Consider the following 14,001-nt stretch of genomic DNA (forward strand, 5'->3'; position numbering starts at 1 on the left):
CGATGCCGGGTATGGAACACGCCATCTCCAAGTCCGTGCTGCTGGCGATCGTGCTGGCGCCGCTGCTGGGTGCCATCGTCGCCGGCCTGTTCCGCAAGCAGGTCGGACGGGTCGGCGCGCACAGCGTCACGATCCTCGGCGTGGCGGTCAGCTGCGCGCTGTCGGCCTACGTGCTGTGGCAGCTGGCCGGGCAGGGCGCCGCGCCGTTCAACGAGAACGTCTACACCTTCTTCCAGGTCGGCGGCTTCGAGGCACACGTCGGCTTCATGATCGACAAGCTGACCGCGATGATGATGGTGGTGGTCACCTTCGTCTCGCTGCTGGTGCACGTCTACACCATCGGCTACATGGCCGAGGACGACGGCTATCAGCGCTTCTTCAGCTACATCAGTCTGTTCACCTTCTCGATGCTGATGCTGGTGATGTCCAACAACTTCCTGCAGCTGTTCTTCGGCTGGGAAGCGGTGGGCCTGGTGTCGTACCTGCTGATCGGCTTCTGGTTCAAGCGGCCGACGGCGATCTTCGCCAACCTCAAGGCCTTCCTGGTCAACCGCGTCGGCGACTTCGGCTTCCTGCTCGGCATCGCCGCGGTGCTGGCCTGGTTCGGCACGCTCGACTACGCCACCGTGTTCGCCAATGCCGCCGACAAGATCGGCGGCGGGCAGACCATGGAAATCCTGGCCGGCCATTCCTGGTCGGTGGCCACGGTGATCTGCATCTGCCTGTTCATCGGCGCAATGGGCAAGTCGGCGCAGGTGCCGCTGCACGTCTGGCTGCCGGACTCGATGGAAGGCCCCACGCCCATTTCGGCGCTGATCCACGCCGCGACGATGGTGACCGCCGGCATCTTCATGGTCGCGCGCATGTCGCCGCTGTTCGAGCTGTCGGAAACGGCGCTGAACTTCATCCTGTTCATCGGCGCGACCACCGCCTTCTTCACCGGCCTGATCGGCATGGTGCAGAACGACATCAAGCGAGTGGTGGCGTACTCCACGCTCTCGCAGCTGGGCTACATGACCGTGGCGTTGGGCGTGTCGGCGTACTCGGCGGCCGTGTACCACCTGATGACGCATGCCTTCTTCAAGGCGCTGCTGTTCCTGGCCGCCGGCTCGGTGATCATCGGCATGCACCACGAGCAGGACATGCGCAAGATGGGCGGCCTGCGCAAGTACATGCCGATCACCTTCTGGACCAGCGTGATCGGCACCCTGGCGCTGATCGGCACGCCGTTCTTCAGCGGCTTCTACTCGAAGGACACCATCATCGAGGCCGCCGCCGAGCACGCCCACGAGGCGCACAACTGGATCGCGACCTACGGCTACTGGTCGGTGCTGCTGGGCGCCTTCGTCACCTCGTTCTACAGCTTCCGCCTGCTGTACCTGACCTATTTCGGCGAGGAGCGCTTCCGCCATGCCCACGGCGACCACCATGGCCACGACGGCCACCACGGCGATGCGCACGCGCACGACGACCACGGCCACCACCACGGCCCGGTCGAGCCGCACGAATCGCCCTGGGTGGTGACGCTGCCGCTGGTGCTGCTGGCGATCCCGTCGATCCTGATCGGCTTCTTCACCGTCGGCCCGATGCTGTTCGGCACCGACGTGATGGGGCACGAGAAGCTGCCGCTGCCGTTCTTCTACGGCGTGATCGACGTGCTCGCCGGGCACGACGTGATGGGCAAGCTGGCCGAGGAGTTCCACGGGCCGGTGGCGTTCGCGCTGCACGGATTCGCCGCGCCGGCGTTCTGGCTGGTGCTGGCGGGCTTCGCCCTGGCGACCGCCATGTACTGGTGGAAGCCTTCGCTGGCCGACAAGGCGGCGAAGCTGTTCGCGCTGCCGATCCACGTGCTCAACAACAAGTACGGCATGGACGACCTTTGGATCAAGGGCTTCGCCGGCGGCGGCGTGCTGCTGGGCAGGATTTCGCGCAAGGGCGACGAAAAGGTCATCGACGGCGCCATCGTCAACGGCAGCGCGCGCTTCACCGGCCTGTTCGCCGGCGTGCTGCGCAACCTGCAATCCGGACGCCTGTACGACTACGCGTTCGCGATGATCCTCGGCCTGATCGCACTGCTGTTCGTGCTGATCCGTTACTGGACTTGATGGGATTTCATTCGTGACGGACATGCCTTTCCATAGCTGGCCTCTCCTCAGTCTCCTGATCTGGCTGCCGATCCTCGGCGGCGCGCTCGTGCTCGCGCTCGGCAACGCCCGCCCCGGCGCGGCGCGCTGGCTGTCGCTGGTCGTGTCCCTGGCGGTGTTCGCGCTGAGCATTCCGCTGTTCGCCGGCTTCGACTACGCCAACGCCGGCCTGCAGTTCCTCGAGCGCCGCGAGTGGATTCCCGCCTACGACATCCAGTACCACCTCGGCGCCGACGGCATCTCGGTGGCGCTGATCGTGCTGACCACGCTGACCACCGCCCTGGTGCTGATCGGCGCCTGGACCTCGATCGACAAGCGCGTCAGCCAGTACTACGCGGCGTTCCTGTTCCTGGAAGGCCTGATGATCGGCGTGTTCTCGGCCGTGGACGCGATGCTGTTCTACGTGTTCTTCGAAGGCATGCTGATCCCGATGTTCATCATCATCGGCGTCTGGGGCGGTCCGCGGCGCGTGTACGCGTCGGTCAAGTTCTTCCTGTACACCTTCCTCGGCTCGGTGTTCATGCTGGTCGGGCTGGTCTACCTGTACCTGAAGGGCGGCAGCTGGCAGCTGCCCGACCTGTACCAGATGCCGCTGTCGGCCACCGAGCAGATGTGGCTGTTCTTCGCCTTCCTGATCGCCTTCGCGGTCAAGGTGCCGATGTTCCCGGTGCACACCTGGCTGCCGGACGCGCACGTGGAGGCGCCGACCGGCGGCTCGGTGATCCTGGCCGCGATCATGCTGAAGATCGGCGGATACGGCTTCCTGCGCTTCAGCCTGCCGATCGTGCCCGACGCCAGCAGCGAATGGGCCTGGCTGGTGATCGCGATGAGCCTGATCGCGGTGATCTACGTCGGTCTGGTGGCGCTGGTGCAGGACGACATGAAGAAGCTGATCGCCTATTCGTCGATCTCGCACATGGGCTTCGTCACGCTGGGCATCTTCATTGCCTTCGCCCTGATGCGCGGCGAGCCGAGCGACGCCGACGCCGCGCGGCTCGGGTTGCAGGGCGCGATGGTGCAGATGGTCTCGCACGGCTTCATCTCCGGCGCGATGTTCTCCTGCGTCGGCGTGCTCTACGACCGCATGCACACGCGCATGATCAAGGACTACGGCGGCGTGGCCAACGTCATGCCCTGGTTCGCCTTCTTCATGGTGATGTTCGCGATGGCCAACTCCGGCCTGCCGGGCACCTCGGGCTTCGTCGGCGAGTTCATGGTGATCCTGGCCAGTTTCAAGATGCACCCGCTGATCGCCTTCGCCGCCGCCTTCACGCTGATCATCGGCGCGGCCTACACGCTGTGGCTGGTGAAGCGGGTGATGTTCGGCGAGGTGGGCAACGCGCACGTGGCCGAGCTGCAGGACATCAACGGACGCGAGGCGCTGGTGCTGGGCGTGTTCGCGGTCGGCGTGCTCCTGATCGGCGTCTGGCCGAAGCCGCTGACCGACCTGATGGAACCGTCCATCGCGCAACTGGCGAGCCAGATCGCCGCAAGCAAGCTATGAGGGTGAGGGGCCGCGTGCTGAGCGGACGCCCGCAAGGCGTCTGCTGCGGCGCCGAACGCCCGGCCACGGATGGCCGGGCAGGACGATCCGAAGCCGGCCATGTGGCGACATGGACGGCATCGATTCATACCGGCATGGCGACATCGCGTCATGCCGAAACGTTTGAGGAATTCAAGCCGTGATGTCTGCCGACATGACCCCGCAAATCCGAACCCTTGCCGACGTTGCGCCGCTGGCGCCCGAGCTGACGGTGATCCTGGGCGCCTTCGCCCTGCTGATGCTGGACCTGTTCCTCGACGACAGGCGCCGCATCGTCACCCAGACCCTGGCCATCGGCGTGCTGCTGGCCGCGGCCGCGCTGGTGTTCACCGGCACGGGCGCGCAGGGAACGGAAGGTCCGATCAGCGTCCTCAACGGCATGTTCGTGCGCGACACCGCCGCCGACGTGCTCAAGCTGACGATCCTGCTGGTCAGCGCGGCCGCGCTCGCCTACGGCTGGACCTTCCTGCGCGAGCGCGGACTGTTCAAGGGCGAGATCCCGGTGCTGATGCTGTTCGCGGTCGCGGGCATGATGCTGCTGGTCTCGGCCGGCAACCTCACCATGGTCTACCTCGGCCTCGAGCTGCTGGCGCTCAGTTCCTACGCGCTGGTCGCCATCGACCGCGACAGCCCGCTGTCCTCGGAGGCGGCGATGAAGTACTTCGTGCTCGGCGCGCTGGCCTCGGGCATGCTGCTGTACGGCATGTCGCTGGTCTACGGGGCGACCCGCACGCTCGACCTGGGCGGCATCAACGCCGCGGCGGCCGCCATCGACGGTCCCGACCGCCTGCTGCTGCTCGCCGGCGCCGTGTTTCTGGTGGTCGGCATCGCCTTCAAGTTCGGCGCCGCGCCGTTCCACATGTGGCTGCCGGACACCTACCAGGGCGCGCCGACCCCGATCACGCTGTTCATCGGCTCCGCGCCGAAACTGGCCGCGTTCGGCATGACCTACCGCCTGCTCGAGTCGGGCGTCGGCCCGCTCGGCGAGTACTGGCACCTGCTGCTGGCCGGGCTGGCGGCGCTGTCGCTGGCGATCGGCAACCTGCTGGCGATCGCGCAGACCAACCTCAAGCGCATGCTGGCGTACTCGACGGTCTCGCACGTCGGCTTCCTGTTCCTGGGCCTGGCCAGCGGCACCGCGCAGGGCTATGCCTCGGCGATGTTCTACGCGATCAGCTACGCGATCATGTCGGCCGCGGCGTTCGGCGCCATCGTGCTGCTGTCGCGGCGCGGCTTCGAGGCCGACCGCATCGACGACTTCAAGGGCCTGAACGCGCGCAACCCGTGGATGGCCGGCCTGGTGCTGTGCATCATGGCTTCGCTGGCCGGCGTGCCGCCGTTCCTGGGCTTCTGGGCCAAGCTGGCGGTGCTGCGCGCCGCGCTGCAGGGCGACCTGCTGTGGCTGGCGATCGTCGCCATCGTGTTCGCGGTGATCGGCGCGTTCTACTACCTGCGCGTGATCAAGGTGATGTACTTCGACGAACCGGCAGGCGAACCGCTGCAGGTGCGGCCCAACCGTCCGCTGCGCACGATGTTCGCGGTCAACGCGCTGGCGCTGCTGGCGCTGGGCCTGGCGTGGAGCCCGGTGATGGCGTGGTGCCAGAAGGCGTTCGCCGCCTGATTCTCCGCGCGGCCGACGGCCGCGCGTTCTTCGCTGGCGCGTTCGAGCGCATCGCCGCGCCAAGCACGCAAAAATCGAACCCGTCCGGCGGTGAAAGCCGCGTGAAAATACGCGTCTTTTCGCGTGCGAACGCAGCAATGCGCGATGCGTGCGGCATCGCCGGCGCCTGTGCGAAAAAAACGGCGACGATCGCGTCGAAGCGGTTTGCATTGCCGTATGCATCATGCTAACAAGCAAGACGCCCGTCGGTTGGACGGGTGCAGGTCGGCCATTCAACCTGTCGTGACGATCGAATGGATGTCCGGCCGTCAATCCGAGGAGAGAATGATGAAGAAAGCGATCAAGAGCTCGAAGAGCGGCGCATGCAACGCTTCGAAGCAGGAGGCCAGCGACAAGCTGAACCAGCTGATCGGCCAGATTCAGAAGCAGGTTCCGAAGGGATCCGCACTCGATGCCAAGGGCGGCGGTCAGTGGACCACGTGCATCCGCATCTATTGCTCGCCTTGATCTCGCTTTGAAACACCTCTCTCCCGCCATGCGGGGGAGAGGACGAGCGTACGAGACGGCGTCCGTCCGGAACGGGACGGACCACCTGCCGGACGAGCGGATCGCCTGACCCGCATCCGAACCGCGTCCGGCCCTCAACCGAAACGGAGGATGGTATGAGAAAAGCGAAAGCGATCTCCCGCGACCACGCAAGCGACGTTTCCGGTCGTCAGGCCAACGAGAAGCTGAACCGGCTGATCGGGCAGATCCAGAAGCAGATGCCGAAAGCCGCCGGCCTGGATGCGCAGGGCGCGGCAGCGGCCACGTCCTGCAGAACGCGGATCTATTGCGTTTGAGTCCGCGCGCCATGCGCCCGTCCGACGCCTCGCGCGCGGGCGGGCGCTTTCCGCCGTTCGCATCGGGCCGGCTCCCGCGGCGATGAGCGGACCCGGGTCGGCCGGTCGTCGATTCGATTGGGACGGTTTCGTCGCGCGCCGCTGGGCGCGCGTGCCGGCGCGCCTCGCATCGCCCGAATGGCCCGGGCTGCGCGATCGGGCGTTTCGCCTGGCGGTGGAAATCAGCAAGCCGTTCAGGCGCGGAATGCGCTTCTTCACCTTGCCCAACGTGCGCTTCTTCGCCGGCGGCGAGGAGATACGCGCGCCCGGCGCGCTGCTGCCCGGCGTCAGGGATCGCGACTTGCCGGGATATCTGCAAAGGCTTGCGGCGCGCCTGCCGAACGACCTAGCCCGGGTGGAGATCGAACAGCCGCTGATGGCCGATGCCGCCGCCTGGGACGAAGTCAGGGGCTTCCTCGCGGGATTGTGCGATCGCGTGGGCTGTCCGCTGTCGCCGATCGTCGCCAGCCTCGTTCTCGGCCGCTTCGATCGCCACCATGCGCACGCGAATGAATCGGTACTGCTGGTGCCCTTGCAGGGCGAAATCCGCGTCCGCTTCGAGGACGCCGTCGTGCCCGCGCGATTCGGCAATGCAATCTCGCTCGCGTGCCGGCCCGGGCGGATGCTGTACTGGCCGGCGGGCTGCCGGGTGCGGGAGCGCTGCGCGGAGGGCGGCCTGGCCCTGCGGCTGGTGATTCCGCACGATCCGGCTGCGCCGCTGGAGGAAGTGCGCAAGCTGTTCGCGACGATGCGCCAGGCGGAGATCCATCCGCGCGACGAAACGCCCTATCTGCCTTTTCCGCCCCGCAAGCGCGCGAACGGCGCCGTGGCGGTGCCCGCAGTTCTGGCGCGCATGCATCGCGCCCTGGCGCAAGCCGAGGCCGTGGAACAGGCCGAACAGGCTCTGCGCGTGCAGTGGGCCAGCCGTGTCAGCGCGTGCGCCCTGGAGCCCGTGCCCGGCTTCGTCGCCTGCGACGCGCTGCAGCCGCGGGATCGCGTGCGCATGGCGGACGGCGCGCGCATCGTGATGATGCCGATGGGGGCGGGCGTGGCGGTCTGGGCCGTCAATGGCTACGCCTTCGCGGTGCAGGACACGCCGGCCTCGGAGCTGTTGCGGCGGCGATTGACGGAGGGCGGCGTGCACACGGTGGCCGAGCTATGCGGTTCCGGCGTGTCCGGCAGCGATGAGGACGCGGCGCTCGCGCTTCTGCACCGGTTGTGCGGCGCGCGCGCGTTGCGACGGACGGGCGCGCGCGAATCCGCCGGGCGAAGCCGAACGCCGCCCGCATCCGTTCCCGGCAGCGCGCGCGGTTGAGCCCTTGAGTTCGCGCCACGGCGAGCATGGAGGTCCGATCCCGTCCCGCGCCTACGCGGCCGAGCAGGCGCTGCTGGTGCTGGCCAGGCCGGACAAGCGCAGGCCGCGTCCGGCGTTGCCGGCGGAAACCGAAAAACTGCTGCAAGGCCTCGCGCGCGGCCGCGGCGGCGGCCTGTTCCCGGCCGTGGCGCGCCTGTGCCGCGAAGGCGTGATCGCCCGCGCGCGGTCGTTGGGCGGGCGCGAGGATGCCGAACGGCTGGCCGCGACGTTGGCGAGTCCTGCATTCGTGCCCTTCGTGGAGATGATCGAGTCCCTGGGGCCGTGGTGCCGTCGCGTGCAGGATGCGTATCGCGACCTGTTTGGCCCCGGACTGGTCGGACTGGAGAATGCCGATCTGTTCGCGCCGTTGATCGGCGAGGCGTTCCAGTCCTGCGCCGAGGGCGGCGAGGCCCGCGCCGGCGAACTCGAGATCCTGCGCGGCGGCTTCCAGGCGTTCTTCGAGCGATTCGCGAAACGGTTGCGGCGCGACCTTGCCGGCGGCGTGTTCGAGAACGGCGCCGTCGATGGTCCCGTCGTCGCGCTCTGGGCCAGCCCGAGCGAGACCCACAATGGCCAGCAGCGCGTCCTGCGCCTGCGCTTCGCCGGTGGCGCCGCCATCGCCTACAAGCCGCGCCCGGCCGACGGCGAGCGCATCTTCATGGCTGCGCGCGAAAGCGGCGCGCCGGTCTCGCTGTTCGAATGGATCAACGCCTTGCCACCCGCTTCCGGCCCGGTGCAGCTGCCGACGCTGCGGGTCTGGCAGGGGAACGGGCGCGACCGCTGGACCTACAGCTGGCAGGAATGGATCGACCGGCCGCCGCAATGGGGAACCTTGCGCGATTCGCCGCGCCTGCGGCTGACGGGAACGCGTCTGGCGCCGCGCGAGGCGGCCGCTTATTGGACGCGCGCCGGCGCCCTGGCCGCCGCCTGCTACGGATTCGGGATTTCCGATCTGGGCGAGGGCAATCTGCTGGCCGGCGTGCGGCGGGAAGCGAAGGTGCCGATGCCGTACATCGTCGATCTGGAGGTCTTTTCCTGTCCGCTGCGGCGCCTGAGCGGCACCGGCCTGATCGAGAAGGGGCGGGGCGGCTTCCATCATGTCGGCTTCGAGTCCGAGCCGCGCTGGTGCAGCGCGGAAGGGCCGCCGGTGGCGTTCCTGGAATCGCGCGGCGGCGCGCTGCGCCTGCATCGGATCGCCACGCCCTGGGCGAGGAGCGAAACCCGCACGGTCGTCGGCGATACGCTCGGCAACACCGGCTATGGGGCGTATCTGCTGCCCATGCTGCGCGGCATGTTCGACCTGTGGACCGGCGTCAACCTGCACCGCGATGCGTTGTTGCGCCATCTGCGCGCGCTGGTCCGCGGCCGGCGCGTGCGCGTGCTCGCCAAGTTCACCGCCAGCTACGCGCGCGAACTCGAGCGGCGGCGCGGCGGCAAGGGCGTGCCGCGACCAGGGCGTGCGGCCGCGCGCTTCAGCCGCGAGGAAGCGTTGCAGATGGATCGGCTGGACGTGCCGTATTTTTTCGCGCCGGCCGGCGGCGGCGCTCTCTCATGGCTCGATCCGGACGCGCCGGCGACGGCTCGCGCCGCGGGACGGCAGCCGACGGAAACGGCTTCCATGCTTCCCGATCCCGCCGTCCTCGCCGGACGGAATCTCGAATTCGTCGACCTGGCGGTGCTGATCAAGGACGCGATCGAGTACATCCATCCGGATCTGGAGCGCGCCGTTCCCGGCCTGCTCAGGCACGGCGACGGCTACCGCATGCGCGATGCCGCGCTCGGCGTGGAGCTTCGCATCGAGCGTGCCGGCGCCGGGAGCGCCAGCTTCGACTGGCCGCAGGCGGGACGGAGATTGACCTTCTCCTGGAACCGCCGCAACGTCCGGCTCACGCCGGAGCCGTTGCCGCCGCCGGTCGCGACGCGGAGCGACGTCAGGCGGCAGCTGTTGCGCCTGCGCGCCGTCGACGTGCCGCTGCGCGCGGTCTGGGCGGCAGGCGCGTTCCGCGATCGCACGCTGGGGCGGCATCTCGACGCGCTGACGGCCGCGGGCCTGCAATGGCTCGCGCAAGTGATCGGCGAGCACGGATGGCCGACGCGGGCGATGGTGGGCAAGCGCGCCTGCGAGTTCGCCGCGCAGTTGATCCAGCATGCGGAGCAGGAGGAGGCCGGCTTGCAGGGGAGATGCCTGCGGCTGATGACCGAGGCCGCGGCCAGGGGCGAGGTGCCGATGCGCCATGTCGCCTACCTGACCGATGCCTGGCGGCTGAACACCGGGCGCAAGCAGCTCTACGGCAGCAAGTTCGTCAAGCGCCGCGGGCGGCTGGTGCCGTGCCCGATCGCACGGCCACGACAGGTGGATGCGCGCCGGCGGCAGATGGGGTTGCCGCCTCTGGCCGAGTACCAGCGCGCCTTGCAGCGCCTGCACGACGGGGAGAGGACGCAGCAATGACGGCGCGGCACTACGCGGTGGAACGCAGGCTGGACTGGAAACGGTTCGCCGAGCGCTACTGGGACCGGCGGCCCGTGCTGTTCCGGGGCTCGGGCGCGACGCCGTATCGCGCCGAGGACGCCTTGCGCGCGGCGGCGCGCGCGGCCGTCATGCCGGCCGTCGACCCTTCGGCGCCGGCGATCCGTTTCGCGCTGGGCCGGCGTCTGCAGCCGGGAGGCGCGGCCTGGGCGCCGCGCCCGGAAGAGCGCTCCTTCGGCGACTACGCGCGCCGCGTCGCGGGCGACGCCAGGTACGCGCTGATCGTGAATTATCTCCATCATTTTTCGCCGGAGGTCTGGCGGGCGGGGAGCGGCTTCTTCCATGGCCTGTGGCGGCAGGTCGGCCTGCCGCTTTCCGGGGCGATCACCACGCTGTTCCACGGCAGCTACGAGAGCACGCCGGTCGGCGTGCACAAGGACCGCTTCGCCACGTTCATGTTCCCGCTGCAGGGGCGCAAGCGGATGCGCTTCTGGGCGCGGCGCCCCTGGGACGACGCGGTGACGACCCGGCTGGATTACGGCGACTATCTCCAGGCGTCCTTCGCGATCGACGTCGAGCCGGGCGACATCCTGTACTGGCCGGCGAGCTACTACCACGTCGGCGAAACGACCGATGCGGATTACGCGACCAGCGTCAACGTCGGCATTCCCAGGGACGAGCACAAGCTGCTCTACGACCTGGAACAGTTCGCCCAGGCGATGCCGGCGCGCAATGCGACGCGCCGGCGCACGAGGCGACCGGAGGCGTTCGGCGCCGGCGGCGCGGCCTTGCCGGCCGGCATGGCGTCGGCGTGGGCGCGCTTTCGCCAGGACCTGGGCGAGGAGCGTCTGCGCACGGCCGTCGCCGCCGGCTATCTGCAGCTGCTGACCGGGTGCGGATTCGTTCCGGCGCCGCCTGCGCAGCGGGGGCGCGGGCCCGGCGATGGCGAATTGCTGCGGCTGCGGGACCGCCGCTTCCCGATCGCGTGGACGGATCTGGCGGCCGATCGCGTGCTGTGCGGCGCGGGCGGCCACGTGCGCGGCATACTGGCCGGCGGCGAGCGGGTGGCCGGCCTGTTCCGCGACTTGAATTCGACCGGGCCGGCGAGCGTGGCCGAACTGCTGGCGCCCTTCGCGGATGCGCCCGGCGCCGGGCGCGCGGCGCGCGGCATGCCCTGGCTGCCGGCCGATCGCCAGGGGATGCGCGCCTTGCTCGGATGGCTGGCCGCGACCGGCGCGGTGGAGCGCATGCCGCGCTCCCGATAGGCCCCGCGGATCCTGGTCCTGGCCGCGCAGCGTGCCGGCGAAAGACAGGGCTAGGCTCGACCCGGATGTTCCAGGCCGCGGTAGCGCCGAAGCGTCATCGGAACGGGAGGGATCGACCGGGACGGCGCGCTGCGCCGGATACGCCGAAATGGCGGGATTCCGGGCAGACTTGCAATCATCGGCCCCAGTCACCATAATTCCGCTTCTGATGCGGGGTGGAGCAGTCTGGCAGCTCGTCGGGCTCATAACCCGAAGGTCGCAGGTTCAAATCCTGCCCCCGCTACCAGCTTTTCGCGATCGACGAAAAGCCTCCGAGGAGGCTTTTTTTGATGGCGGGAAAGTCGGGCTTCGCCGGGACATGCTGCTCCCCGGCGCCGAAATCCAGTGGTATCGGACAAGGGGCCCGACGGGCCCCTTGTTGTTTTCGGGCGCGCGCAACGCGCCCGAGGACGAAGCTCCCACGGAAAGAGATGACCGACAAAGCCACCGAAATCGCGACTCTGCTGGCGCCGACGATCCACTCGCTGGGCCTGGAGCTGCTGGGCGCCGAGTATCTGCCGGCGCCGGGCAGCGCGGTGCTGCGCCTGTACATCGACGTGCCGGCCGACGCCGCGGACGGGCGCGTGGTCGGCATCGAGGACTGCGAGGCGGTCAGCCGCGAGGTTTCGGCGCAGCTCGACGTCGAGGACCCGATCAGCGGCAATTACACCCTGGAAGTCTCCTCGCCGGGCGTCGACAGGCCGCTGTTCTCGCCGGCGCATTTCGCGCGCTTCCTCGGCGAGCAGGCCAAGGTCGGGCTGAAGCTGCCGCAGGACGGGCGCCGCAGGCTGCAGGGCGCGATCGCCGGCGTCGAGGGCGACACCGTCACTTTCGAAGTCGACGGCACGCCGGTCGCGGTCGCCTTCGACAACATCGACAAGGCGCGGCTGGTCCCGGACTGGGTGGCGCTGGGCTACGCCCCGGCAAAAGACAAATCGGGCCGCGACGCGCGACCCGGCAAGCAAGCCAAGAAACAACCCACGAACAAACCCACCAACAAGCCGGCGGGCGCACCGAAATCCCAACCGAAGTAATCAGCCCCCTTAAGTTAAGGGGGCGGCCATTTGCAGCGAAGCTGCAAATGGCGGGGTTGTGGAGGCGTTCGCGATTGTTACCGAAGTACGGACATACAAGTTTCAGAGGTCTAACAGAATGAGCAAGGAACTGTTGCTAGTCGTCGACGCGGTCGCCAACGAGAAGGGCGTGCCGGAAGCCGTCATCCTGGAAGCCATCGAGGCGGCGCTCGCCACCGCGGCGAAGAAGCGCTACCACGACCAGGACGTGCTTACGCGCGTGCAGATCGATCCCAAGGACGGCAGCTACCTGACCTTCCGCCGCTGGGAAGTGGTGGCCGACGACGTGGTGATGGAATCGCCCGACCGCCAGGTCCGCCTGATGGACGCGGTCGACGAAAGCGAGGGCGCCGAGGTCGGCGACTACATCGAGGAGCAGATCGAGAACGCCGAATTCGGCCGCATCGCCGCCCAGGCCGCCAAGCAGGTGATCGTGCAGCGCGTGCGCGAGGCCGAGCGTGCGCAGGTCGTCGACGCCTGGAAGAACCGCGTCGGCGAGCTGGTGACCGGCGTGGTCAAGCGCGTGGAGCGCGGCAACGTCTACGTCGACCTCGGCGGCAACGCCGAGGCCTTCATCCCCAAGGACAAGGCCATCCCGCGCGACGTCGTGCGCGCCGGCGACCGCATCCGCGGCTACCTGTACGACGTGCGCAGCGAGCCCCGCGGCCCGCAGCTGTTCATCAGCCGCGCCGCGCCGGAATTCATGATGGAGCTGTTCAAGCTGGAGGTGCCGGAAGTCGGCCAGGGCCTGGTCGAGATCAAGGCCTGCGCCCGCGATCCGGGCGACCGCGCCAAGATCGCCGTGGTGGCCTACGACAACCGCACCGATCCGATCGGGGCCTGCATCGGCATGCGCGGTTCGCGCGTGCAGGCGGTGTCCAACGAGCTCAACGGCGAGCGCGTGGACATCGTGCTGTGGTCGGACAACCCGGCGCAGTTCGTCATCAACGCGATGGCGCCGGCGGAAGTGCAGTCGATCATCGTCGACGAGGAAAAGCATTCGATGGACCTGGCCGTCGCCGAGGAGCGGCTGGCGCAGGCGATCGGCAAGGGCGGCCAGAACGTGCGCCTGGCCAGCCGCCTGTCCGGCTGGCAGCTCAACGTGATGACCCAGGACCAGGTCACCGAGAAGTCGGAGGCCGAGCAGGCCGCCGCGCGCCAGCTGTTCCAGGACAAGCTGGAGGTCGACGAGGAAATCGCCGGCATCCTGGTGTCCGAGGGCTTCACCACGGTCGAGGAAATCGCCTACGTGCCGGTCGGCGAGCTGCTGGCGGTGGAAGGCTTCGACGAGGACATCGTCGAGGAGTTGCGCGCCCGCGCCCGCGATGCGCTGCTCAACGACGCCCTGGCCGTGGAGGAGGGGCTGGACGAGAACGCCCCCGCCGAGGACCTGCTGCAGCTGGCCGGCATGGACGAGGAGACCGCCTTCGCCCTGGCCGAGCACGGCGTACGCACCAGCGAGGACCTGTCGGACCTGGGCGCGGACGAAGTGGTCGAGTTCGGTATCGAGGGGCTGGACGAGGCGCGCGCCGCCGCGCTGATCCTGGCCGCCCGCGCCGAGGAGATCGCACGGCTGGAACGGGAAGGCTGAACGCCGGCTCGGAACCGAAACCG

The 14,001-nt window shown here is 68.7% G+C and carries 11 protein-coding genes and 1 tRNA gene; all 12 read left to right on the forward strand.

Annotated elements, in window-relative coordinates:
• The first annotated feature begins 11 nt into the window (after nucleotides 1–11).
• The 12 genes from nuoL (at nucleotide 12) to nusA (ending at nucleotide 13,978) form a co-directional block, all read left to right on the forward strand.
• Nucleotides 12–2,105, forward strand: a complete 2,094-nt coding sequence (nuoL, locus tag MD221_RS00590; RefSeq protein WP_242108550.1) for an NADH-quinone oxidoreductase subunit L — start codon at nucleotides 12–14, stop codon at nucleotides 2,103–2,105.
• A gap of 22 nt (nucleotides 2,106–2,127) precedes the next feature.
• On the forward strand, nucleotides 2,128–3,648 hold the full coding sequence (locus MD221_RS00595) for an NADH-quinone oxidoreductase subunit M (RefSeq protein WP_242108552.1): 1,521 nt from the start codon (nucleotides 2,128–2,130) through the stop codon (nucleotides 3,646–3,648).
• Between the two features lie 193 nt (nucleotides 3,649–3,841).
• A complete protein-coding gene (gene nuoN, locus MD221_RS00600; RefSeq protein ID WP_242106977.1) occupies nucleotides 3,842–5,308 on the forward strand; it encodes an NADH-quinone oxidoreductase subunit NuoN in 1,467 nt (488 codons plus the stop codon).
• Nucleotides 5,281–5,538 (forward strand): hypothetical protein, encoded by a 258-nt coding sequence (locus tag MD221_RS00605; RefSeq protein WP_242106979.1) that lies wholly within the window; start codon nucleotides 5,281–5,283, stop codon nucleotides 5,536–5,538. The genes nuoN and MD221_RS00605 overlap by 28 nt, the downstream gene beginning before the upstream one ends.
• Nucleotides 5,539–5,635: 97 nt before the next feature.
• Nucleotides 5,636–5,815 carry a hypothetical protein gene (locus MD221_RS00610; RefSeq protein WP_242106982.1) on the forward strand — a complete coding sequence of 60 codons (180 nt, stop codon included), beginning with the start codon at nucleotides 5,636–5,638 and terminating at the stop codon, nucleotides 5,813–5,815.
• A gap of 155 nt (nucleotides 5,816–5,970) precedes the next feature.
• Nucleotides 5,971–6,150, forward strand: coding sequence for a hypothetical protein (locus MD221_RS00615; protein WP_242106984.1), 180 nt, complete (start codon nucleotides 5,971–5,973; stop codon nucleotides 6,148–6,150).
• Between the two features lie 82 nt (nucleotides 6,151–6,232).
• Nucleotides 6,233–7,504, forward strand: coding sequence for a hypothetical protein (locus MD221_RS00620; RefSeq protein WP_242106986.1), 1,272 nt, complete (start codon nucleotides 6,233–6,235; stop codon nucleotides 7,502–7,504).
• Nucleotides 7,505–7,508: 4 nt separating this feature from the next.
• Nucleotides 7,509–9,992 (forward strand): type 2 lantipeptide synthetase LanM, encoded by a 2,484-nt coding sequence (locus MD221_RS00625; protein WP_242106988.1) that lies wholly within the window; start codon nucleotides 7,509–7,511, stop codon nucleotides 9,990–9,992.
• Nucleotides 9,989–11,275 (forward strand): JmjC domain-containing protein, encoded by a 1,287-nt coding sequence (locus MD221_RS00630; protein WP_242106990.1) that lies wholly within the window; start codon nucleotides 9,989–9,991, stop codon nucleotides 11,273–11,275. The genes MD221_RS00625 and MD221_RS00630 overlap by 4 nt, the downstream gene beginning before the upstream one ends.
• A 209-nt stretch (nucleotides 11,276–11,484) precedes the next feature.
• A tRNA-Met gene (locus tag MD221_RS00635) sits at nucleotides 11,485–11,561 on the forward strand.
• Between the two features lie 184 nt (nucleotides 11,562–11,745).
• Entirely contained in the window at nucleotides 11,746–12,348 is a 603-nt protein-coding gene (gene rimP / locus MD221_RS00640; RefSeq protein ID WP_242106992.1) for a ribosome maturation factor RimP, read from the forward strand.
• Between the two features lie 118 nt (nucleotides 12,349–12,466).
• A complete protein-coding gene (nusA, locus tag MD221_RS00645) occupies nucleotides 12,467–13,978 on the forward strand; it encodes a transcription termination factor NusA (protein ID WP_242106994.1) in 1,512 nt (503 codons plus the stop codon).
• The last annotated feature ends 23 nt before the right edge of the window (nucleotides 13,979–14,001 follow it).

This window comes from Luteimonas aquatica, from assembly GCF_022662575.1.
Lineage (GTDB): Bacteria > Pseudomonadota > Gammaproteobacteria > Xanthomonadales > Xanthomonadaceae > Luteimonas > Luteimonas aquatica.